This is a genomic window from Vibrio palustris (assembly GCF_024346995.1).
GTDB classification, from domain to species: Bacteria; Pseudomonadota; Gammaproteobacteria; order Enterobacterales; family Vibrionaceae; genus Vibrio; species Vibrio palustris.
In genome coordinates, this window is the sequence record NZ_AP024888.1 from 564660 (window position 1) to 587354 (window position 22695).

General features: G+C 43.2%; 22 protein-coding genes. 7 read left to right on the plus strand and 15 right to left on the minus strand.

Annotation, left to right across the window (positions count from 1 at the left end):
* Positions 1-332 precede the first annotated feature (332 nt).
* From OCU30_RS14910 to OCU30_RS14940, 7 genes are all read right to left on the minus strand, one after another.
* On the minus strand, positions 333-485 hold the full coding sequence (locus tag OCU30_RS14910) for a YoaH family protein (protein ID WP_077314272.1): 153 nt from the start codon (positions 483-485) through the stop codon (positions 333-335).
* A 42-nt stretch (positions 486-527) separates the two neighbouring features.
* Positions 528-1712: a conjugal transfer protein TraF gene (locus OCU30_RS14915; RefSeq protein ID WP_077314271.1), complete on the minus strand. Its 1185-nt coding sequence runs from the start codon at positions 1710-1712 to the stop codon at positions 528-530.
* 52 nt (positions 1713-1764) lie between these two features.
* Positions 1765-2676, minus strand: coding sequence for a DUF2861 family protein (locus OCU30_RS14920; protein ID WP_077314270.1), 912 nt, complete (start codon positions 2674-2676; stop codon positions 1765-1767).
* Positions 2677-2679: 3 nt separating this feature from the next.
* Positions 2680-3342, minus strand: a complete 663-nt coding sequence (gene vxrB, locus OCU30_RS14925; protein WP_077314269.1) for a response regulator transcription factor VxrB — start codon at positions 3340-3342, stop codon at positions 2680-2682.
* Positions 3317-4738, minus strand: a complete 1422-nt coding sequence (vxrA, locus tag OCU30_RS14930) for a sensor histidine kinase VxrA (protein ID WP_235861876.1) — start codon at positions 4736-4738, stop codon at positions 3317-3319. The genes vxrB and vxrA overlap by 26 nt, the downstream gene beginning before the upstream one ends.
* A 580-nt stretch (positions 4739-5318) precedes the next feature.
* Entirely contained in the window at positions 5319-5597 is a 279-nt protein-coding gene (locus OCU30_RS14935) for an HlyU family transcriptional regulator (protein WP_077314268.1), read from the minus strand.
* 10 nt (positions 5598-5607) lie between these two features.
* Complete coding sequence (locus OCU30_RS14940) at positions 5608-5982, minus strand: late competence development ComFB family protein (RefSeq protein ID WP_077314267.1); 375 nt, start codon at positions 5980-5982, stop codon at positions 5608-5610.
* 307 nt (positions 5983-6289) lie between these two features.
* Between OCU30_RS14940 and guaD the strand changes: the two genes are divergently transcribed.
* Positions 6290-7603: a guanine deaminase gene (guaD, locus tag OCU30_RS14945; protein ID WP_077314266.1), complete on the plus strand. Its 1314-nt coding sequence runs from the start codon at positions 6290-6292 to the stop codon at positions 7601-7603.
* A 73-nt stretch (positions 7604-7676) separates the two neighbouring features.
* On the opposite strand, the gene OCU30_RS14950 is transcribed toward guaD, so the two are convergent.
* The 7 genes from OCU30_RS14950 to OCU30_RS14980 all read right to left on the minus strand — a co-directional run bounded on the left by OCU30_RS14950 (position 7677) and on the right by OCU30_RS14980 (position 16703).
* A complete protein-coding gene (locus OCU30_RS14950; RefSeq protein ID WP_077314265.1) occupies positions 7677-8909 on the minus strand; it encodes an allantoate amidohydrolase in 1233 nt (410 codons plus the stop codon).
* 49 nt (positions 8910-8958) lie between these two features.
* The gene (locus OCU30_RS14955) at positions 8959-10191 is read right to left on the minus strand and encodes a pyridoxal-phosphate-dependent aminotransferase family protein (protein WP_077314264.1); all 1233 of its coding nucleotides are present in this window, start codon (positions 10189-10191) and stop codon (positions 8959-8961) included.
* The gene (locus OCU30_RS14960; RefSeq protein WP_077314263.1) at positions 10184-11761 is read right to left on the minus strand and encodes a gamma-glutamyltransferase family protein; all 1578 of its coding nucleotides are present in this window, start codon (positions 11759-11761) and stop codon (positions 10184-10186) included. The genes OCU30_RS14955 and OCU30_RS14960 overlap by 8 nt, the downstream gene beginning before the upstream one ends.
* Positions 11751-12986, minus strand: a complete 1236-nt coding sequence (locus OCU30_RS14965) for an amidase family protein (RefSeq protein ID WP_077314262.1) — start codon at positions 12984-12986, stop codon at positions 11751-11753. Before OCU30_RS14965 ends, OCU30_RS14960 begins: the two co-directional genes overlap by 11 nt.
* A gap of 53 nt (positions 12987-13039) precedes the next feature.
* A complete protein-coding gene (locus OCU30_RS14970) occupies positions 13040-14044 on the minus strand; it encodes a bile acid:sodium symporter family protein (protein WP_077314261.1) in 1005 nt (334 codons plus the stop codon).
* Positions 14045-14083: 39 nt separating this feature from the next.
* Positions 14084-14902, minus strand: a complete 819-nt coding sequence (locus OCU30_RS14975; protein WP_077314260.1) for a MurR/RpiR family transcriptional regulator — start codon at positions 14900-14902, stop codon at positions 14084-14086.
* 358 nt (positions 14903-15260) lie between these two features.
* Positions 15261-16703: an NCS1 family nucleobase:cation symporter-1 gene (locus OCU30_RS14980; RefSeq protein WP_077314259.1), complete on the minus strand. Its 1443-nt coding sequence runs from the start codon at positions 16701-16703 to the stop codon at positions 15261-15263.
* Positions 16704-17002: 299 nt separating this feature from the next.
* Between OCU30_RS14980 and OCU30_RS14985 the strand changes: the two genes are divergently transcribed.
* From OCU30_RS14985 to puuE, 3 genes are all read left to right on the plus strand, one after another.
* A complete protein-coding gene (locus tag OCU30_RS14985; RefSeq protein WP_077314258.1) occupies positions 17003-17689 on the plus strand; it encodes a GntR family transcriptional regulator in 687 nt (228 codons plus the stop codon).
* A 69-nt stretch (positions 17690-17758) separates the two neighbouring features.
* Positions 17759-18490 carry an aspartate/glutamate racemase family protein gene (locus OCU30_RS14990; protein ID WP_077314257.1) on the plus strand — a complete coding sequence of 244 codons (732 nt, stop codon included), beginning with the start codon at positions 17759-17761 and terminating at the stop codon, positions 18488-18490.
* A gap of 107 nt (positions 18491-18597) precedes the next feature.
* The gene (gene puuE, locus OCU30_RS14995) at positions 18598-19542 is read left to right on the plus strand and encodes an allantoinase PuuE (RefSeq protein ID WP_077314256.1); all 945 of its coding nucleotides are present in this window, start codon (positions 18598-18600) and stop codon (positions 19540-19542) included.
* Between the two features lie 95 nt (positions 19543-19637).
* On the opposite strand, the gene cobK is transcribed toward puuE, so the two are convergent.
* Complete coding sequence (gene cobK / locus OCU30_RS15000) at positions 19638-20429, minus strand: precorrin-6A reductase (protein WP_159439123.1); 792 nt, start codon at positions 20427-20429, stop codon at positions 19638-19640.
* A gap of 316 nt (positions 20430-20745) precedes the next feature.
* On the opposite strand from cobK, the gene OCU30_RS15005 reads away from it, so the two are divergent.
* From OCU30_RS15005 to OCU30_RS15010, 3 genes are all read left to right on the plus strand, one after another.
* Positions 20746-21624: a GHMP family kinase ATP-binding protein gene (locus OCU30_RS15005; protein WP_077314254.1), complete on the plus strand. Its 879-nt coding sequence runs from the start codon at positions 20746-20748 to the stop codon at positions 21622-21624.
* Positions 21625-21697: 73 nt separating this feature from the next.
* Positions 21698-21871: a DUF3237 family protein gene (locus OCU30_RS17375; RefSeq protein ID WP_077314253.1), complete on the plus strand. Its 174-nt coding sequence runs from the start codon at positions 21698-21700 to the stop codon at positions 21869-21871.
* 60 nt (positions 21872-21931) lie between these two features.
* Complete coding sequence (locus OCU30_RS15010) at positions 21932-22498, plus strand: alpha/beta hydrolase (RefSeq protein ID WP_077314252.1); 567 nt, start codon at positions 21932-21934, stop codon at positions 22496-22498.
* The last annotated feature ends 197 nt before the right edge of the window (positions 22499-22695 follow it).

The window sequence follows — 22695 nt, forward strand, 5'->3', positions numbered from 1 at the left end:
TTTAAAAGTATGTGGCTTTCTTGAGTAAAATATTTAGTTATAGTGCATTATGGTCTTGTGTAGTCACAATGAACTTTGTAAATGCAGGATAACGTTGTTGATAACTTCGCAAACATGATCCTTGCGAAGGTTCAAGATCATAATATTGGCAGGTTATTTTTTTAACTTAATAAAGTATCTACATTTGATAAAAAGCGGCCGACAGAATATATGTACACTGTCATATGGAAATAACGACAGTATAAAATACTACTTTAAGTTATTAATTTTTAGGTATTTATATTTTTAATACAAAAAAACCAAGGCACTTTGCAATACCTTGGCGATTCAAATTATGCTTTCTTGTCTTTTTGGGCTTCACGAATCTCATTGGCAACCAGTTTAATCGCTTCCCCTGAGCTCATTCCCTGACGCATCATTTCTTGTATTTTTTCAACAGCTTCTTGCTGTTCTTCGTGAGTCATCGTCGGTAGATCTTCAAACATTATATTTACTCCTGAGTTTGGAGGACGAATATAAAGTGAAATTCAGTAAGTAGCAAGTAAGTTTATGGATGCCCCCATAGAATTTTCATTCGTATAACTTGCTGCTATATCCATTTGAAATAAACCTAATGGTGATAGGCCCACTCCAGCAGTATAGGTCGGCTCCCGACCGGAATAAGCTATATTTTTTTGATAACCAACACGCAGTTGTAACTGTCGAAGTAAATCTATCTCCGCCCCTACTCTAAGCATTTGAGTATTGTCGTCAAACGCGTCAAAACGGCGGAGTTCATTAAGATCATAATCAATACTTAGGGTAAAAAAATCAGCTACGATACCAGCGCCGACCGTATATAAAGGACGCATTTTATATTCATACTGTAGTGCATTACCATTAGCTGAACTAATTGTCTTCGTCGTAATATTATGAGGTACTAGATTAGATGCAGATACCCCCAAACGATAAGGTCCATAGAACCAAAGCCCACCGGCATCTAAGTTAAGTTGATTTTCTGCATTACTATTTTTAGCAACATCAGTAAGTTCAAACTCTTCTGGCGTGGCTTGATATACAAAGGTATAAATTCTTTGTAATTTAGGAGATAGGCCAAAAGCCATATGTTGACCAAAAACGGTATTATAGCGTGCCACCGATACCCCCACTTCAGTCACCGCTACCGAGACCGCATCTATCGTGGTATTTTGTGCTTTTTGCAGTGTACATTGATTCGTATTGCTTGATGTTTGGCAATTGCCAACATTCGCTGTAACAAATGATTCTGAATAGGCTTTACCAAAGATATTCATTGATAGGTATGGGTTTGGAATTCCTAGTGCAAAAGCACCACCTAATTCAGCATTAAACTGTGAACCGTTAATTTGGTTAAGCTCACCATCCAACGCAGTAATTTTTTCTTGTGTTACACTGTCACGTGTAGAGTCTAAAAGATCGGATAGTCTATCAATGGAATCCAACATATTATCTTGGTCATTATAAATGCCACCAAAGCTGGGGAGAATCATACCAGCATCATCATTACGCCGATAAATTGCTGTTAATGCAGGATTATAAAAAGGAGCAGTAAGATAGGTTGCAGAGACAACACCGACGCCACCCATGCCATCCCCACGCGCTTCAATCGAGTGAGGAGCCGCTGCAAAGGAAGATGTTACCCATAAAACAGAGGCTGATAAAACGCTGTATTTAAAAAAAGGAAGTTTATACATAGCGGTAAACCGATAAATTGTTTATTTCTTATCGGCTTAATATGCGCTATCTTTAATTTTTTTGCTCTTTGTTTGCAACACTGTAGCTTTTACTGATGACTTGAGATTTTTCAAGTATCAATGGCCCTTGCCAGCGCTGCTCAGTGATTGATACCGCCATCACGTAGTTATTAGGTGGTAAACTATCAACCGGCAGTGACGTTGGAAAATCTGAGTCATAAAAATGTTTCCAGATAGGTTTATAATCACTATCGACATAATCGTAAACAGTGACACCCAGCTTAGGAAGTGGACAATATTTATTTAGTAACGCATTTTTCTCTACTTTCCAATGATCTTTGGATGCCCAACGTACTGAACGTTTGGCTTTTTGATTACCCAAGATAACCCAAGTACTCCAAGATTCTTGGTCTTTGGCAGTAATATCCAAACGATACAGACCAACCGACAGTTCATTATTAAGATTATATCGCTTCACATAATGATGAGTATTACTTCCCGCATTCTGTGTGGTTGGCGAATAATCTATCGCTTCACTCGGTTTAATCGCTTTAAAACTCGAATCAGATGAAATAGATTGATCAACCCATTGCGTTAAACGGATCGCACTAACCGGTTTACCAGCTGAAGCTTCGATCAATACTTGGTAAGCGTCTCTGCCCGGACTTTGGATATTGACCCGTCGCAAGGTTACCGCGTTTATCCAATCAGGAAACTGTTTACTGTCGAGCCCTCGTCCACAATCTGCGGTTAGCGCCTGACCCAGTAAACCGTTTAAATGATTACTAATATCGTCACTTTTATCTAATTGCCACACTTCAACCATAGAGTCGAACATACTCGTTAAATTCCCTTCCAATAAGTGTTGGTGGGCTTGCGTTAACGGTGTGTTATCTTCGAACCATTCAGCATGAGCAACAAAGGGCACGCTTAATAACGTGCCCAGTAATAGCGTTTTCTTCATTTATTACGCTTTCATTTTATATCCGACACCACGCAGGGTTTCAATATCTAACCCTGGCAATTTTTGGCGCAACTGTAATACGTGAGTATCGACAGTACGAGTTGTCGGGAAGTGATTGTAACCCCACACGTGATCAAGCAGTTCGTCACGAGTAAAGACACGACCGAGATTGCTTGCTAAAAATAACAACAAATCAAATTCTGTACGAGTCAGTGTGATCGACTCGTCTTGATAAAAAACTTCACGCGTCGATTTATCTATCACTAAATGATTGGTAATCACTTTGTTATCGTCTGCATTCCCTTCTTCATCAGGAGCACGCATTTGTGCACGAATACGCGCAAAGAGTTCCGCTTCTGCAAAAGGTTTGGTTAGGTAATCTGTCGCACCAGCATCCAAACCTGCTACTTTGTCTTTAACCGTTACTAACGCGGTTAATAGAATCACAGGCACATCTTTAATTTGTTTCCACTCAGCTAGGTGCTGAACAGAATCACCATCAGGCAATTGGCGATCTAAAACAACAAGGTCAGCATGTTCCCAATGCGGTTTTACTTCCGCAATGGTCTCAGCGTGTAAACAGTTATATCCCGCTTGTTCCAAACTTACCAATAGGCCGTCTGCTAAATTTTTATCGTCTTCAACGAGAAGCAATGTCTGTTTCACAAGGTATCTCCAATATAAATGTTGTTGGTGGTCCAATAAGGCTCATCGTACCGCCCATTCTTCCAACCATTGATTCTACAATAGTCAATCCAAGCCCAAGACCGCTTTTACTCACAAATGGCTTACGCAATTGCCGCCAATCTTTATGGCTAAGTGAGCCTTGATCCATCACTTTTATCGTGACTGAGTTTTCTGCGGTTGTAACATCCAACGCAACAGGAGCAACGCCATATTTCACAGCATTACGAATTAAGTTATCAATACACGTCCCTAACCAATATACATTCAATTTAGCGGCTATGTCGTTATCAATATTTAGCGCAATAGGAACCGAAAACTCCTCTTCCACTTTAAACTCTAACCATTCAGCAACAGAAGGCACCCACTGTGTTGAAAGTGGCTTATTATCTGATTGCAAATAATCTTTACTTGCCTCTGCAAGCTGTCTTAATCGACGAGAGTCTTCACATAAACGTCGAAATTCGTCATATACCGTCTCCGGTAAGTGTTCAAATTCACGCCGAAACCCTTCTACTGTCAGTGATAAACTCGCAATTGGTGTTCTCAATTCATGAGTCAGTATCTGCAAAATCAGCATACGACTACGCATTTCATTACGCTTAGAATTCCAGCGATAAATAGCCCAACCCAACACCAGCAGTATATTTGCGATAACCAGTACAATCATGCTTATACGTAATAAGCTTGAATGATCTTCTATATCCCAACATATATTACCGCGTTGAACAAAACATGCCGTGCTTGAACTCGCTAAGTTATACGTTAACCCAGCTTTACGTGCATTATGACTCCAATCAGTTGAATCAAAGACATAATATTTGTCTCCTTTTCTTAACCAGAGTTCCTCGTGCTCACTAAACATCAGTGAACCATCAAGCAATGCTTGCAATGACTGACTATTCATTGATTGTAAGCGCCCTAACAACGTATTAGCGGGAGCTTTAGAGCGCTCATCAATATGCATATATTGCTTCAACGAATTGTACATATTGGGGTGCTTTTTAACGTAGCGAGCAGCGTAAGTCCCTCCGCCGGGATGTATTAAACCACTACGTGCAAACCAACTGGGCTTAAGCTTGGTTCCTTTACAAACTGCACGAGTAAATGACAGAGGTTCAGTCACAAGAGGGTTATACGGTAACTTACCACTACAGTTTTTCGCTAAACGATAGAGCCGCTGAATAGCATTCAATGGATATTTTGATGTTTGCGGCAACATGGTTTCAGGTTTAATCAATGTCTCAGGGAAATCACGTTGCAATGTATCTAATTTATAAGACACAACCGCATTGTCGTAGTCAAATAGTGATACAAACAGATCGATACGTTCTGGTAGCGAATCTGCATGGGCAAGAGAAGAAAATAATGCTCCCATTACTACACATGTTGTCGTGATTGCGTTTTTCAATAGAAATCTTTTATAAGTCATGAATTCAAAACGTTGGCAGAGTATTGACGAAGCCATACACCTAAATGTTATATTTATGTCAATAATGGTTATCTTTCGGAAAAATGGCCTTGCAGACTCATCATTTAGTGACTATGGACTGCGGTGCACTGCTCAATACATTGGCCATCTTAACACGTCGTCTCTCTGTAGTGCGTAGCGATTGACCGCTTTTGATTGATAATGTGAATGTATTCCAAACAATTGGAATACATTCACATTTTACACTTTCATCTTCTGTGGTCTCATGATGCTAAACGTGCCCAGTATCCAACAGATTACGACATCATGACAGAGTTTTCATTTAAACACACTTGATCGAAAAATGGCGAATCTAAGTGCCAAATAGCATCTATTTTTTCATCTAATATAAAGCGTTTACGTTTACTTCGCTAGACGCCAACAAAACGGACAGAGCATTGTTAGCGATAACAAAAAACCTCAATCATTGATTTGTTCAATCATTGAGGCTACGTCAGTATAGCTCGCCCATGAGGACACCGTCGTCTTACGAAAAAATATTATCACCCATTTGGTCAATGAACAGTTGTGATTTCTTTAGCATGAGTTCATTGGCTTCTTGTTCAGTGGGTAACACATCAGAACGGATAAAGGTATGTGTTTGTAATTGTTCATTAACACTTTTGGTAATGCGTCCAGCGACCCTAAATTGTCGACCTTCTTCCAGCGCTTCTTGGTAAATGTAAAAGCCTTTATATTCCACAGGCGTGATTTCTACCTTTACTTCAGGCTTTTTCTCACCAAATAAGCGTGTAAATATTCCCACAATAACTCCTTTAACTCTGTGTATTGTCTGTTTTTAAAATAGGGGTTTCATACCACTCTAACTCTTGATCTTCTGCAAACCAATCTCGAGCTGAGGTAACTGGTAGGTCTTGTTCCCTGTCTTGACGTCTATCATTGGTTATCATTGACTCTGCTGCCAGCAATGCTGTTTGTGCTTTTTCCTTCAGCAGCACTAGACGATCTTCCGCTAAGGCGGCTAAAAAATCAATATCATGTCGAATATAAACGGGACGTAATTGATTCAATGCTAAACAAGCTAAATCTGCCATTTGTTCATCATCATATTGCCGGTGAAAATCGAGCTCTAACAATGCCTGCCCGACTAACGTTTCCATGTAATTATGCACACCCGAATTAATTTGCATAACGTTCTTTTCATCCTTTATTGTACGAGTCACTAAGAGACAATTAATGATGGGCATAATGAGACGACTATATACAAAGTTTTTGCATGTATTCTCAAGAATAAGACACCCAGATCCTTATTGACTAACGATAATTCATGGAATGACCGTAACACTATGATAAGTTACGGATTAAAGATATATGAAACTAGACGCAAATCACTAGGCGCTATATCTGGGTATTATCATATATTAAGCTCGGCTTTTTCTCACAACTTAGTTGATTGAACGTGAACAAATCACTCTCAATATGACACTTGGAAGTATTATGCACACTCCCTTACAAATTCATCGTGGTCGAATATTTCATTTTCCGCGAGCCACTCATTCACCGCAAAACGATTATCAATTTTTTGAGGATGGTATCCTGATCGTCGACAAAGGTAAGATCCAATATATGGGTAGTGCTGAACATTTCTTTAACAATCAAGCCCATCTGAATCCAAATACTATAACGATCACAACACACAATGGTGTCATTTTTCCCGGTTTGATTGATGCGCATGTGCATTATCCACAAATGGAGATGATGGCCAGTTATGGCGAAAAATTGGTCGATTGGTTAAACAACTACACATATCCGACTGAGAAAAAATACCAAGACGCTAATTATGCAAAATCGCAAGCGATCGATTTTATTAATCAGCTGTTTGCCAATGGCACTACCACGGCGAGTGTCTATGCAACTCGTTTTCCACAATCGGTGCATGCCTTTTTTGAGGCCGCGGAGCTCTACCAAGCGCGGATGATTTGCGGAAAAGTAATGATGGATCGCTTTGCGTCAGATATGCTAAGAGATAAGCCCAAAGAAGCCGCGTACGAAACACAAGCACTGATTGAACGGTGGCACAATCAAGGTCGTAATTTATATGCACTGTCGCCACGATTTGCTGCAGCGTGTAGCCCGCAACTATTGTCGCAAATAACGCAAATTGCTGAGCGCCATTCCGATATATTTATACAAACTCATGTCAGTGGAAGTCCAACCGAAGTCGATATTGTCAAACAGCTCTATCCGCAACATCAGGATTATTTATCTATCTACGAAAATGCGAACTTAATTCGAGAGCGTACCCTGCTGGGTCATGGTATCTATTTTAGTGAGGAAGAATTACAACGTTTGGGGAAAACCAACGCGACTATAGTCAGTTGCCCGACATCCAATTTTTTCTTGGGAAGTGGTTTGTTCCCTTATAAAAAAGTAAAAAAGCATAATGTCAACGTGGCGTTTGGGAGTGATATTGGCGCGGGTACTCGCTTATCACTGTTTGAAAATCTCGCGGACGCCTACAAAGCCTGTCAGCTACAAAATTATCCTCTTGATCCTTTTGAAGCACTGTATCAATGTACTCAAGGTTCTGCGGTAACGATGCAATTAGACGATAAAATCGGCAACCTCAACGTAGGAACCGAGGCGGATTTTATCGTGCTCAATGTTGATAATAGCCCAATACTCAAACAGCGTTTACGCCGTGTGGATAACTTAGAAAGTCGCTTGTTTGCTTTGATCATGCTTGGTAATGAATGCGTTGTCCAATCCACCTATGTGGCAGGCAAACATGTATATGAACGTACACATTAACCACAATATTCAAGGTGTTTGTCGCTAGAGCCAGTTTGCTCGTCATCTAATACGAGCAAACCGATCCCTTTCATTACCTCGTGGTTTGCATGCTCTCAATCATCGCGACCAACGTCTGTAATGCGACTCCCACATCGCTGGCATTCACACTCTCAGCAGGGTGATGACTGATACCTTTTTCACAACGGACAAATAACATCCCGACCTTAGTTAGGCTTGCCATCGCTAATCCATCATGCCCAGCACCACTGCTTAAATATAACGGCGTTTGACCTGTTATTGTTTCTACCGCTTCTCCCCAAGATTGGCGCAGTGTTTCGTCACACAATACAGCAGGGGCGTCATAGATATTGCTCGCATTCAATTGTAAGTGACGATGTTCAGCAATAAGGTGTAATCGCTTAAGTAGTTCTTGCGCCGCATGATCTAACTTTGCTTGGTCATCACTACGAATATCCAACGTAAAACGAGTTTCACCTGGAATTACGTTAACCGCCCCTTGCGGGGTATGACACACCCCAACCGTTGCCACCATGTTATGCTGGCTCGCATATGATTCAATATATTGAATCATTTCCGCGGCACCACAAAGTGCATCTTGACGTAATGGCAAAGGCACGGTGCCGGCATGTCCAGCAAACCCTTTCACTATAAACTCATAGCGTTTAGCGCCGGCAATACCAGTTACGACGCCCAGTGCACGATTATTTGCTTCTAAAACAGGTCCTTGCTCAATATGCACTTCTAAATAGGCGAGTACATCACTCGCCTTTCTGGCTGCAGACGCAATATTGGTTGGATCTAAACCAAATTTACGCATAGCATCACCAATTGTGACACCGTCACTATCTGTTACGGTTAACCATTCAGTGGGATAAATTCCCGCCACAGCGGATGACCCAATTAACGTTGTATTAAATCGAGTGCCTTCTTCATCGGCAAAAGCAACAACGTCGATATGAAAAGGGAACTCAACATTACGTAATTGGGCTAAAGCTGCGATACCCAGTAACACACCAAGATTACCATCATATTTGCCGGCATTCGTGACCGTGTCACTATGAGAACCGATAATGAGCGTAGGCTGTGTCGGATTTGCAGAGACCTTTCGCCCCCATTGATTGCCGACACTATCTTCCCAGCTGACTAACCCTGCGTCTTGCATCCACTTTTGTAATTGCTGATGAGCTTGTTGATGTTGTTGAGTTAAATAAGCCCGTGTTAAGCCGTTATCATCGGCACTGAAAGTCGCCAAAATGTCGGCTTGGTCCATAATCTGATTGGCTGTCAGTAAAGCGCTATCCATGCTGGTATTCCTTTATTTTCACTGCCTGATATTGTTACGATTTTTCATCTTAACGATAGCATTCCATTGCCGCACATACCGCTTGGCCCACGTCAATACGTGCACGATGACGAATAAGAATCGCTTCTAACGCCGCCAAGGTGGTCAACACACAATCTTGACGAGCATTGTATCCCATTGTTCCAATACGCCAGATTTTACCGTGAAGAGGCCCAAATGATGTGCCGATTTCGATACCGAAACGATTGAGTAGCTCCGCGCGAACTTCATCCCCTTGAACCTCTTCAGGGATATAAACGCCAACCACATTATTCATTTTCTGGGTTTGATCGCCAAACAAACGTAACCCCATCGCGGAAAGTCCCTTAGCCAAGGCGTGTCCCGCTTGTTTGTGACGAGCAATGGTATTCTCAATCCCCTCTTCTAGAAATAAACGAGCACACTCGCGCGCGGCATAGAGCATAGAGGTCGCTTCTGTATGATGGTTAAGACGCTCTGGCCCCCAGTAATCCATGATCATCGAAAGATCAAAATAGTTTGATTGAATCATCATATCACCACCTTCCTGATGGTGGTCTGCGCGTATCCCCGCTTCAACATGCTTACGACGGTTAATCACGTCAGCACATTGTTCGCTTAGTGTAATCGGTGAAGAACCAGACGGCCCGCCTAGACATTTCTGTAAACCGGCCGATACGGCGTCAAGGTGCCATTCATCCACTTTAAGCTCATTACCGGCGATGGACGCGGTTGCGTCACAGTAAAATAACACCCCGTGGCGATGACAAACTTCGCCAATCTCTTTGAGGGGTTGGTTCATCGTGGTAGAGGTGTCACCTTGCACTGTCGCCAATAGCTTAGGTTGAAAACGTTTGATTTCTGCTTCTACTTGTTCTGCCGTACAGACGCCTCCCCACTCTATATCGATGGTTCGGATTTCAGCCCCAACACGGCGGGCGATTTCACATAACAAATGCCCAAAACGGCCAATAACGGGAATTAACACTTTATCGCCAGGTTTGAGTACAGACACCAGTACAGCTTCAATACCTGAACGCGCCGTTCCGTCCACCAGCAAAGTATGTTGGTTATTGGTTTGAAAGACTCCGCGATAAAGGCTTTGTACTTGGTTCATATATCCGGTCATAACCGGATCGTATTGACCAATCAAAGACTGCGATAAGGCTTGATGAACGCGTGGGTAAGCATTAATCGGCCCAGGTCCCATCAATAGACGTTGCGGCGGGTTCAGTGTTTCGAAAAGTGATTGTTGATTATCCATGATAGTCTCCCAATAAGTAGGTTCCGTCACTGCGAGGATCGCTCGTTGCTTGTGCAGTGCCATTGGTACAGCTGATGATCGCTCCTGCGTGCCCCATCACCTCGTTGTTATTAGGGACACTGACCACATCGTGTCCCATTTTGTGTAAACTTGTGCCGAGTGAATCATAAAGCGCTTTTTCTAGACGTAAATTATCGGTTTCAGCTCCCCAAGTGCGCCCCAATAGCCAGCGGGGTTTAGCGACAGCATCTTGCAATGTTTCGCCTTGGTAACAATACCGACTAAATAAGCAACCTTGAGTTTGTGGTTGCCCTTCTCCGCCCATCGTGCCATAAACCATCCGTTGCCCATCTTTTAATTCGGCGTAAGCGGGATTTAAGGTATGAAACGGTTTTTTTCTTGGTGCTAAGACATTATGGTGTTTAGGATCCAATGAAAAACTTTTCCCTCGACAGTTCCACACAATTCCGGTTTGCGGAAGAACGACTCCAGAGCCAAACTCCCAATATAAACTTTGAATAAAACTCACCATGGTTCCGTCTTTATCACAGGCGCCCATCCAAATCGTATCCCCGGGTTTGGCAATATGAGGCCATGGAGCGGCTTGATTAACATCCACCGAACGGGCTAGCTCATCAATATACTCTGGCGTTAAATAGTCCTGCAGCTCACAAGTTAAGCTTTGTGGATCCGCAATGACACGGTCACGAATAATAAACGCTTGTTTCGTCGCCTCAACTAAGCGATGAATATGATCAAGCTCGACCATATTGTCATCCACTAATCTGTCATAAATGGCCAGTATTAATAGCGAGGCCAAGCCCTGTGTCGGCGCTCCCAGATTATAGAGTTCGCCTTTAGAAATAGACGTTGTTAAAGGCTCGCACCAATTCGCCGTATAGCGTTGAAAATCGCTCAATTGCAGTGGACTTCCAACAGCTTGCAGATCCTCTGCCATTAATGTCGCCAGTGTGCCGTGATAAAAATCGTCTAAGCCGTGTTCGGCGAGTTGTTGTAAGGTTTTACTAAGAGTCGAATTCGTTACTTTTTCGCCGGCAGACAACGGCATGTTGTCTTTTAAATACCATTGATTAAAACTCGCCTCATCTTGCAAGCGAGCAAACGTTTTGTGACTGGCATAGGCTAAACTGTCGGTCACTGCTATCCCTGCATCGGCAGCGTGAATGGCATCGCCTAGCAAGGTGGCTAACGATAAACCTGAATGGTTGTATTCCAATGCTTTATTCCAACCGGACACGGTGCCGGCCATAGTAAGAGCAGCACCGCCACCGCTTTCTGGAATCATGCCATAAGTGGTTTGATATTCGGATAACGTCGCATGTTCTGCCGCTGCACCACACGCATCAATCGCGACCGGTTTCTCACCTGGCTTGGAAATAAGCCAAAACCCATCGCCACCTAATCCACTCATATGCGGATATTGCACGGTGACCATGGCAGCTGCTGCGACCATTGCTTCACATGCCGTGCCGCCCGCATCTAAAATACGTTGTCCGGTTTGAGCTGCAAGATAATGAGGCGCGGTAAACGCCGTTTGCTTAGTCGTCATCGGCATCACCTGTGTTTATGTTGCTTTCGATGCGCGGTTCGTCACAACAATCTTGATCGGTAAGACGTGTGGCCAATGTCAATAATTCAGCATCTTGGTATGGCGCACCTAACAATGAAACCCCACATGGACCTTGCGGTAAGTGTTCCATCGGTAGATGTAATTGCGGTAAGCTCGCTAAGCCAGCGTACGCCGTTAAGCCCATTAAATGCGAGCGGTATTCGGCTAACGCAGGCTCTTGCATATCGAGTGCTGGCGGACCAGAAGGTGTGGTTGGTAATACCCAAAGACTTTGTGTCTGACAAATTTCCCTATGAAGCCATTGGCTAAACGTTGTACGTTGCTCTAGCGCAATACCATAATCCTTCTCGCTGATCTGCCTAGCCCACTGCACCCGTGTTGCGATAGCAGGATCTAAACTGTGGCCATGGTGAGATAACCACTCTCCGTGATTTTGAATAATGTCATAGCCTTGAATAGTACGGAATATTTCACTGAGTATGCTTGGAGTCCATTCACTGTGTTGGCAAATAGCGCCCCTTTTAAGGGGAATCTTTGACGCTTGGCACCACTTTTCTAAACGCTCTAACCGTTCAATACCTAGCAAGGTTAAAAACGCATCATCTAGATATAAACTATCGATCTGGTTTACTGGTTCATCGCTTGGATATAACGCGTCAAATACACTGTGGAGCACATTAAGCCGTTTGGCCAACAAACCCGCTGTATCGAAACGCCCCGCTAACTCAAATGCGGCGTTTAAACTCAAGACACCGTGTGTAGGACGTAATCCATAAATATTGGTGTAACTTGCCGGAACCCTGACTGAGCCGCCCGTATCGGTCCCTATCGCAAAATCTGCTAGATCACTTGCCACAGAAACAGCAGAGCCACTTGATGAGCCCCCAGGAATACACTCTAGCGCGGCAGGGTTGATAGGTGTGCCATAATGGATATTTTGTCCATTGAGGCTATAAGCTAGCTCGTCAGTTTGCACACGACCAACACATTCTGCGCCGCATGCAAGCAAAGAAGTAATCAGTGGTGAGGTTTCATTCGCCGGTTCATGCGTGGCAAGCCACTGGGGATTACCAGCCCCCGTCACGTAGCCCGCCACATCAAAAAGATCTTTAAACACAAACCGATAACCAGAAAGGCAACCAGTTTGAGTCGGGGCCAAGTGCATTGGCCCTTGCTGACAAAAGATTCGAGTATCCATACTCATACTACATCCTTGTTTATCACATCGCGTATCTGCGATAACGTCTTGCGTTATTATTAAGAGGCTGTCGCGACTTTATCTGTGTCCGTGGCTTTCGCTGCATAGCGATTAGCAATAATTGCGCAGTAAAAGATCTGCAGCGGGTGGTATAGCATGATAGGCAGCAAAATCATGCCTAAATTCGGGTCACTGGCAAAAATCACTTTGGCCATCGGAATTCCAGCCGCCAATGTTTTCTTTGAACCACAAAAAATGGCCGTCACTTCATCAGGCATACTAAAACCACACAAGCGGGCGCCCCATTGAATACCATGGACCATAACGATAAGTACCACGACACACACCACTATCGATAACACTAATAAACTCGGCGAAAATTGCGTCCAAATTTGGTTAATCATCGAATCACAAAACGCGTTATACACAATTAGAATAATGACGTATTTATCAAGTTTACCGACAATGGCTTTATGACGAGTCATCCAAGCCACCAGATAAGGGCGTAATAATTGACCGGCGATCATAGGAATCAGTAATAACTTACCGATATCCAGCACCGCCTCCCAAAAATTCATGTCTGCTCCTTGCAATCCCATGAAGGCTTCAACTAACGCAGGTGTAATAAACACACCAATAATGGATGATAATGATGCGTTAAAAATCGCTCCTGGAACATTGCCTTTGCCGACACTGGTCATGGTGACAGATGAGGATACGGTACTTGGCAAGGAAAAGAGGTAACAGAAGCCGAATGCGAGCGGTGCTGGCATAAAGGCTAAAAATTGGTTGCCAAAAATAACCCACAACAACGGGTAGGCTGCAAACGTCGCCAGTTGTACATAGATGTGCAACTTCCAATTTGATAAGCCTGCTTTAATCGCTTGCGGCGACAAACCTAAACCGTGTAAAAAAAAGACCAAGGCTATACCAACACTGGTCACAACATCCAAATGCAAAATACCATCTGTTTTGCCAAGATTAGGTGTAAACACCGCCAACGCTATGGCAGCCATCATTCCTAAAATAAACCATTCTTTTTTAATCTTTGCTAATATTTTCATTAAGTTAATTCTATTTTGCGTTAAATATAAATATTGGCGCTATTCTACTTCATGTAACTGAGAATAACTCTGACTGATTTGACGACTTTTAGTGACCGCGTCACTTCCTAATTGGAGATAGACCTGATTGACCAAAAAAGACACTAAACTCATCGGTACCGCATAACTGTCCAAAGGCGCATGATTGTCCATATGACACACCAGCATATGCTGGCATTGCTGGCTATAACGTTGACCTGATTGGTCAGTGATCAACAACACATCCATATGGCTGACATACTCCATTAATTTAGAAAAATGGGCGATACGCCGGCGTATACCTATGACAATAATAAAGTCACCGTCGTTCAGTTGACTGAGATCTTCACCAACGGTTTGCCCAGGCAATGGAAGTAATAGCACGTTGTCACGGCATTGCATCAACTGCTGGCGTAAATGTAACGCAACTGGATAACTATTACGATAGCCAATCACCACTACTCGCCGTGCATTCGCTATTGGCTGTATCAAGCGGGTCATATCCATATTGGCAAGTTGCGACCATAACTGTTCAAGCGCGCTCACTTCATGTCGAATACTCGGATCTGCAATCTCAGATGTCAGTACAGGTACACCTTGCTCACGCTGCGCGATAACTTCTTCACGCAATGCTAAATGATCTTTATATCCGAGTTGGCGTATAAACCGACTCACTGTCGTTTTCGACACATCGCAGGCAATGGCAATCTGCGCAGTGGACTGCATCACAATCTTATCCGGATGTCCCTGTAGATAATCAGCAATCCGCCGCCCACTGTGGCTCAATTGTTCATAGTGATGAGCAATACGTTCACTCAGTGAATCCACTCGGTTAGTCATATTTGATTTTCCTGCATTCATATTAACAACAAACAATGAAACAATGAAACAATTGAACCATTTTTATTAAATAAAGCAACGATTGTGCCATAGACAAAATTAAAAATTTATCCTGTTATTTCAGACGTTTAATATTAAATCTCGGTTCAATAAGGCATGTTTTTTAACATTAAATGGTTATTTTGGTGCATAAATGAGTAATTCTGGTGCAAGTGTTTCCAAAATATAACTCATGTTAGTAGTGTGTATTGCTCTCTAATCGATGTATAAGACAAAAGAGAAAAACAGACAAAAAAATGCCCCAGCTAGATCATTGCCTAGCTAGGGCCATCTTTCACTCTTTCATATACAACTTGGCTTATTTAACAGGTGTGGCTGGGTTATAAACCGTCTGCGTCGCAATCTGTGTTTGCATAAGGTAACGATAAAATACTGCGGCAGAGCCTCCGCCAATAAATAAGGCGTAGTTGGCCAACCCTGGTATCATGAAAGTCGCAACAATCGCAATCAATCCGGAAGCAACCAACGCATAGATGCTCTTCATATTGATACCATTCTTATACCAGTACAACCCTTGCTTAGATTCGGTATATAGCGACGGAATATCCATTTGGCGGCGTTTGATTATGTAATAATCGACAATGATAATGCCATACAAGGGCCCAATCATGGCGCCTAATACATCAACGGTATAGTGAATCACTTGAGGGTTATTAAATAAATTCCAAGGTGTGAGCACAACTGAACCAATAGCCGCGATGAAACCACCCAGTTTAAAGTTGATTTTTTGAGGGGACACGTTTGAGAAATCGAACGCTGGCGCAACAAAGTTCGCGACAATATTAATACCCACAGTGGCAAAGATAAATGTCAAAGCCCCTAGTACCGTGATCAAACCACTATCGAGACGACGGACAGTCTCTACAGGATCCGTAATCATCTCACCAAAAACGGGCATAGAAGCAGAGACAATAATGACACTAAAAGCCGAAAACACGATAAAATTGAGTGGTAGACCTAACCAGTTACCGAGTTTCAATTTTTTATAGCTACCACAATAGCGAGAGAAATCGCTAAAGTTTAAAGTGGGACCGGCGAAATATCCGGCGACTAACGCAGATGCAATGACCATCTGTAAAATAGCATCACTGCCGCTAAGTTCTTTATCGCCGAGACTGAACTGAATATTGTCCCAACCCGCTTGGTTGATCATGTAACAACATAAAGCAAACATAGCAATATAAATGGCTGGCCCTGACCAATCAATCACTTTACGAATCATATCCATACCGAACATAAAGACAACAGCTTGCAATACCCACATGGACATAAAGCCAATCCAACCGAGATAAGACAAACCAATAAAACTTGTCTCTCTTAAAGACGCTAGGCTTGGGAAAAAGTACAACAGTAGAATGATAAACGAGCTAGAAGCTAAAAAGGTTTGAATACCATACCAAACTACCGCAATGAGACCACGAATGACCGCAGGAACATTAGCGCCAAACACTCCAAACGCCATCCTTGCGACAACAGGAAACGGGGCCCCAGACTGCTGACCAGGACGACCCATTAAATTGGCAAATACCATCACTATCATGATGCCCACTAACAAACTAATGAACACTTGAATGCCATTGAGACCAAGCGCAAACAAACTGGCGGCAAACACATAACCACCTACGCTATGAATGTCTGACATCCAAAAAGCGAAGATACTATACCAGCCCCACTTTTGTTCTTTATCTGGTGCAAGATCCACATTACTTAATCGCGGGCTTACTGGAAAATCCTTATCCATAATCACTATCCTTTGCTTGATTGTATACAACCAATAATACAAATAGCATGCCATAGTCGTGGATCCCCGCCCCAGCTAGGCTAGCAATGATTCGATAGGCATTGGCGTTTATAACGCGCACCAATAAGCATCAACTCGTGCTTACTTTTAGGGCAATATCCACTTAAATCCTCACCACTTATGACGATAAACCATTCAATAGGTCGAGTTTCCTAGAGATAAAACATGACACATAGTCGGTATACAATTTGCATATACCTAGTTATTGATATTGTATACAAAATAACAAAGGGAATGTTATGCCAACGGATGAACACATTTACCAACAGATGCGTAATGCGATTGTCGAACATCAATTGATTCCGGGCACTCGCCTGCCAGAAGACAAACTATCAGACGCGTTTGGTGTGAGCCGTACGGTGACACGTAAGGTTTTACAACGGTTAGCATTAGAACGTTTTGTAACATTACAAGCGAACAAAGGAGCGTTCGTAACCCAGCCGACCGAAAAAGAGTCGTTAGATGTGCTCAATACGCGCATAATGTTGGAGCCCTTGCTAATCCCCGCGATTGTCGCGAATTGGTCCGATGCCCACTCGCATCGTTTTCGTGCGATGATCAAGCAAGAAAATCAAGCAAATGCTAATCACCAACATGAGCAAGCCATTCAGTTAACAGCTCGCTTCCACTTTGAACTCGCTTACTTGGCGGATAATGCCATTATGGCCAACTATATTGAACAACTTTGCTACCGCTCTTCATTGATCATTGCCGCTTATGGCTCTCACAGTAGCGTGAGCTGTGATTGTGACGATCATGCTCAGCTGATTAGCTTGTTTGAACAACAAGACACCGTGGCCGCCCAGGATTGGATGGTACGCCACCTAGACAATATAAAAGCCTCAATTCAATTTGAAAAAGACGCCTCCGTCGATGTCGACTTCCAAGCGCTCTTTGCGCACTCAACGCCCTATGCTATCCAATAGCGTTTAATCAATAGAGTCACAAATTACGTCGGACCACGCAGTATACCGCGTCATGAAAAAGGAATTCTCATGAAAATACAGTTAATCAATCCCAACACCAGTCAACCAATGACACAAAAAATGGCGCAGGCAGCACAAGCGATCGCTCTTCCCGGAACCCAAATTATCGCCACTCAGCCACAACATGGACCCAAAAGTATCGAATCTGCATTCGACGATGTGATTGCGGCGGCGGCATTAATGGATGAGATCGCCGATGGATATCACGCGAACGTTGACGCACATATTATTGCTTGTTTTGGTGATCCTGGGTTAGATGCTGCCCGTGAAATCGCGACAGCCCCCGTTATTGGTATTGCCGAAGCGGCTTTTCATGCCGCCAGCTTGGTATGTCGTCGTTTTAGCGTCGTGACCACATTAAGCAGCACCGTCCCTACTGCTCATCATTTGTTAGAACACTATGGTTTTGCCCATTTATGTGCCCAAGTTCGTGCCACAGACATTCCAGTGTTAGACCTTGAAAAGCATTCAGAGGCAGTCTACCAACAACTTGTTAATGAATGCTGGCAAGCCATTCATCAAGATAATGCCCAAGCGATTGTACTGGGTTGTGCGGGAATGGCGGATATCGTTGCGCGGTTACGTGAAGCGCTACCGGTTCCGATTATTGACGGTGTCACAGCCGCTGTAACATTCGCTGAAAGCTTAGTGCGGTTAGGGTTGACCACCAGCAAACACGGACATTATGCCGTGCCGAAAACCAAACCATTTATTGGCCGCTATCAACATTGGAACCGCTAAACACGAGCAACACAAATAGATGTTGTAAAACACAAATAATATCACTCTGACAAACCGCACTGATAACTTATAGTGCGGCGAATGACATACATTTCTAAGGACAGATTATGACGTATCAACCTCCTCGCGATTACACAGGCTATGGACGCCAAATTCCTCATGCACAATGGCCAAATCAAGCCCGAGTCGCGGTTCAGTTTGTATTAAATTATGAAGAAGGTGGTGAAAACTGTCTACTGCATGGCGATAAGCAATCGGAAACGTTTTTATCTGAAATGGCCAATGTCGACGCGTACGCCGATCGCCACATGAGTATGGAATCTCTTTACGATTATGGATCTCGAGCCGGCGTATGGCGCATTTTAAATGAATTTGAAAAACGGGATCTGCCTTTAACGGTCTTCGCTATTGCCACTGCGTTACAGCGTAACCCAGAAGTTGTTCAAGCACTACGCGATGGTGATTATGATGTTGTATGCCATGGGTTAAAATGGATTCACTACCAACATATGCCCATTGAACAAGAACGCGAACATATGCAACAAGCTCTCGATATAATCGAATCGTTATTGGGTAAACGCCCTATCGGGTGGTATACCGGGCGTGACTCACCGCGTACTCGTCAACTGGTTGCCGAACAAACAGGCATGCTCTATGACTCTGACTACTATGGCGATGATCTTCCTTTCTGGACCCACGTACCAGATGGAGCGACACCAGGCGCAACTAAACCGCATCTTGTTGTCCCTTATACGTTAGATACCAACGACATGCGCTTTGCCTCTCCTTATGGTTTTAGTCATGGCGACGAATTTTTCCAATACCTCAAAGATCATTTCGATTGCTTATATGAAGAAGGCGCAGAGCGCCCGAAAATGATGTCGATTGGCATGCACTGTCGAATGCTAGGCAAACCGAGTCGTTTTATGGCACTGAAACGTTTTCTCGATTACGTACAATCACACGATAAAGTCTGGATTACCTCACGTGATAGCATCGCGCGTCACTGGCTTGAATACCATCCGGCGCATCTATATTTAAACAACGCATAAAACGGGATGCATAAACGGTATCTAAAAACCGGACCTATCGGTCTGGTTTTTTATGTCGATTACATCGCAGTTATTCAATAACACCCTATGTATGATTATTTCTCAGCCGCACTCATCCACTGGGCAAATAACGCATCCGCATCTTCTAAGCTGGTTAATATCTGCTGGTAATCTGTCTCTGAGGTTATTTTTGGCTTTTCAATGACAATGCAGGGAATCCCCATCTCAATACAGGGCTTAACCGTATCCAGGAACGATCCTGCTTCTGCGCATTGTTTGGTTATCACCACATCAGGTTCGATCCGTTCATACATGGCTTGATTAAACGCTTCACTAAACGGACCAAGCATGGCCACCAAATTATTAATACCCAAACCAAGTGATTCACAATACGTCAACACTTCAGCTGTGGGTAACACGCGTGCCACCAAAGATTTGTTCGCTAAAGCCTCACAAAATACGTTGAGCTCTTTACTGCCCGTCGTTAATAGTACCGTTTTCATAGACGCGGCCACATGCTGACAAGCTTCACTTACCGAACGTACATTCACCACTAAAGGATCGGCAACCATTTCTGTCGGCCGTTCAAATCGAATGACCGGTATTCCGAGCTCTTGCGCCGCACTCAGGATGTTTTGATGCAGTATTTCCGAGTGAGGGTGTGAACAATCAATGATCATATTAATGTAATGGTCACGTAAATAATGAATGATTTCATTGGTATCCATTCGCCCGCAAATCACCTCACCGCGGAGATTTTTCGACATTTGTGAGCCCGCTTCCGAGGCGACAGACAGAACATATGAATGATTATATTTATCCAATGCTTCACATAAAGTTACGGAATCATTAGTTCCGCCGAAGACTAATAATTGTTTATCACTCAAAATGAATTCCTCCTGAGATAATACTTTAGAGACAAACACTTATCTTATTTATTGCTGTTATAGTGACCATTTCTAAACGCACTAATCATCCAAAGTTTTATCATAAAAACTATATGACCAAAATGACGAGGTGGATGATGTATCTCAACACTTAAAGATGGTTGCACCTAAATGGAGATCGGCAATGCCTTTTTCAAGTGATTGTGGCGGAATAATTTACACAACTTTTTATAATAGGTTATTGATATTGGACAAAGTGCGGTAAGTCGCAGTATGGTTAAGTCATAGGCAACATTTTCATCCCAAGGAGAACACGATGGCAAAAGCACGTTGTCCAGGCGCATGCGGTGAGCTGATTCAAGGGTGGCTATATGATTCAGAAAAATTGATTTCGTGCCCGATTGATTGGTATTCCACGGTTGAAGTCGGTAGTAAACGTGACCTCTCACATAACGCAGGGAAAATGGCCAATCACGCGTTTCTCAATACTCTACAATTTTTACAACAACCGACTGAGTTGGCTGATGAGCTTGCCGTGCATGTCGACTCCACCATACCCCAAGCGCGCGGAATGGCCAGCAGTACGGCAGATGTCGCTGCTACGATTATGGCGACGGCGCACCACTTTCATTATGAGCTATCTACCGCTGAATTAGCGTCGATTTGTACACAGATAGAACCCACTGACAGCACCATTTTTAATCAGGTGAGTCTATTTGATCATCATAAAGGAACACTCATAGAATCTTATGGACAAATTCAACGCCCGATTCCTATTTTGGTGTTGCAAAGCTCTATGCATTTACATACCGCCGATTATCATCATATGCAACGCTTCGAGCAACTAAAAGCATCCGCCACTCAGCTCGAGAAAGCACGTAAGTTATTACAAAGTGCCATGCGAGAAAACGATCCAGCCCTTTTAGGCGAAGCATCAACGCTCAGTGCGATTGAAAGCCAACGAATTTTACCCAAACCTTTGTTTGCTTCTTTGTTAGACATTGTCGAGCGCCAAGGCTTACTCGGCATCAATGTGTCTCATAGTGGTAGCGCAGTAGGCATTCTGTATGATGATAATCGTCATGACATTCAAAAGGTGGTACGTAGTATTGAGCAAATAGACCGATTAAACTTTTATCAAACCAAACACTATCAGTCTATTATCCCCGGTGGCGTTAGTCATATATTCACATAACATCAATGAATTATTTAAACTAGTAATATGGCCAGTCAGGGTTACTAGACCTAACTATGGCCCCACAGCTTAAATGCAGCTTTTATATTTTCTTGCAAGTCCCCCCAACGACGATATTTATTTTCACACAACCCCGACATTAGAGATCGACAGTGGTAGACTACGCTGGCTTAAGGAACCTCTCTTTGTTTGTAGTGCTAGCCGCACCCAAACAGGCGTCTTTATTGATGTGTATCTTGTGAAATAGCCACGAGATTACGATTTACTGTTATGTTTTTTCTTCATTTTAGATATAAAGGTCACTCCAATGACAACCGCTGTTTTTCTTCACGGCCTCGGGGCTAATGGTCGTACTTTTCATCCTATTATCAATATGCTGGATCTTGATACTAATATTCATGTTGCTTGCCCAGATGCCCCCTACCCACATGAGGGCTCAGAGTTTGGTAAACAGTGGTACTCATCCGAGGGTAATGATGAACAGAAAAAAGCGCGCCTCGATAAAAGCATCGAGCGTTTAGTCCAAGCCCTGCAACAGATTGGCAACCTTGAAGACATGGTGTTAATTGGATTTTCACAAGGGGCAATCATCGCTCTGCATGCCGTCGCTAAAGGATTGCCCGTCAAGGGGGTCGTGTCTATCGCTGGTAAATTATATGCTCCAGTCAAACCACGTGACTCATGGCCGAGTATGGTACTACTGCATGACAATCAAGATCCGGTCATTCCTGTTACACAAGCACAACAAACCTACCAATGGCTCAAAGACGCGGGCGCCGAACCTGAAGCATTCTTGTCTAACGATGTCGGTCATTCAATCAGTGCCCAAATGTTACCCATTATTCGCCAAGCGATTATGAGCCATCACCAATAAAGTTCAGTATTACTCTACAAATTGGGCTATTGAGTAGATGAATGCGCTACCAACCAGATGGTTTTTAGTATGTTTATTAACAAATGAACAACAAAACCAGTAAAAAATTAATTTGCATCATCACTTTGCAATTTTTTTGTGAACTGTAAGACTTTTATCGTCGAAGAGAATGCAATAGTATGATTGGTTGGATGATA

Coding starts and splice junctions, on each gene's coding strand:
- OCU30_RS14910 (WP_077314272.1), bottom strand. CDS start 485: ATGTTTGAAGATCTACCGACGATGACTCACGAAGAACAGCAAGAAGCT.
- OCU30_RS14915 (WP_077314271.1), bottom strand. CDS start 1,712: ATGTATAAACTTCCTTTTTTTAAATACAGCGTTTTATCAGCCTCTGTT.
- OCU30_RS14920 (WP_077314270.1), bottom strand. CDS start 2,676: ATGAAGAAAACGCTATTACTGGGCACGTTATTAAGCGTGCCCTTTGTT.
- vxrA (WP_235861876.1), bottom strand. CDS start 4,738: ATGGGAGCATTATTTTCTTCTCTTGCCCATGCAGATTCGCTACCAGAA.
- OCU30_RS14940 (WP_077314267.1), bottom strand. CDS start 5,982: ATGCAAATTAATTCGGGTGTGCATAATTACATGGAAACGTTAGTCGGG.
- guaD (WP_077314266.1), top strand. CDS start 6,290: ATGCACACTCCCTTACAAATTCATCGTGGTCGAATATTTCATTTTCCG.
- OCU30_RS14950 (WP_077314265.1), bottom strand. CDS start 8,909: ATGGATAGCGCTTTACTGACAGCCAATCAGATTATGGACCAAGCCGAC.
- OCU30_RS14955 (WP_077314264.1), bottom strand. CDS start 10,191: ATGGATAATCAACAATCACTTTTCGAAACACTGAACCCGCCGCAACGT.
- OCU30_RS14960 (WP_077314263.1), bottom strand. CDS start 11,761: ATGACGACTAAGCAAACGGCGTTTACCGCGCCTCATTATCTTGCAGCT.
- OCU30_RS14965 (WP_077314262.1), bottom strand. CDS start 12,986: ATGAGTATGGATACTCGAATCTTTTGTCAGCAAGGGCCAATGCACTTG.
- OCU30_RS14970 (WP_077314261.1), bottom strand. CDS start 14,044: ATGAAAATATTAGCAAAGATTAAAAAAGAATGGTTTATTTTAGGAATG.
- OCU30_RS14975 (WP_077314260.1), bottom strand. CDS start 14,902: ATGACTAACCGAGTGGATTCACTGAGTGAACGTATTGCTCATCACTAT.
- OCU30_RS14980 (WP_077314259.1), bottom strand. CDS start 16,703: ATGGATAAGGATTTTCCAGTAAGCCCGCGATTAAGTAATGTGGATCTT.
- OCU30_RS14985 (WP_077314258.1), top strand. CDS start 17,003: ATGCCAACGGATGAACACATTTACCAACAGATGCGTAATGCGATTGTC.
- OCU30_RS14990 (WP_077314257.1), top strand. CDS start 17,759: ATGAAAATACAGTTAATCAATCCCAACACCAGTCAACCAATGACACAA.
- puuE (WP_077314256.1), top strand. CDS start 18,598: ATGACGTATCAACCTCCTCGCGATTACACAGGCTATGGACGCCAAATT.
- OCU30_RS15005 (WP_077314254.1), top strand. CDS start 20,746: ATGGCAAAAGCACGTTGTCCAGGCGCATGCGGTGAGCTGATTCAAGGG.
- OCU30_RS17375 (WP_077314253.1), top strand. CDS start 21,698: ATGCAGCTTTTATATTTTCTTGCAAGTCCCCCCAACGACGATATTTAT.
- OCU30_RS15010 (WP_077314252.1), top strand. CDS start 21,932: ATGACAACCGCTGTTTTTCTTCACGGCCTCGGGGCTAATGGTCGTACT.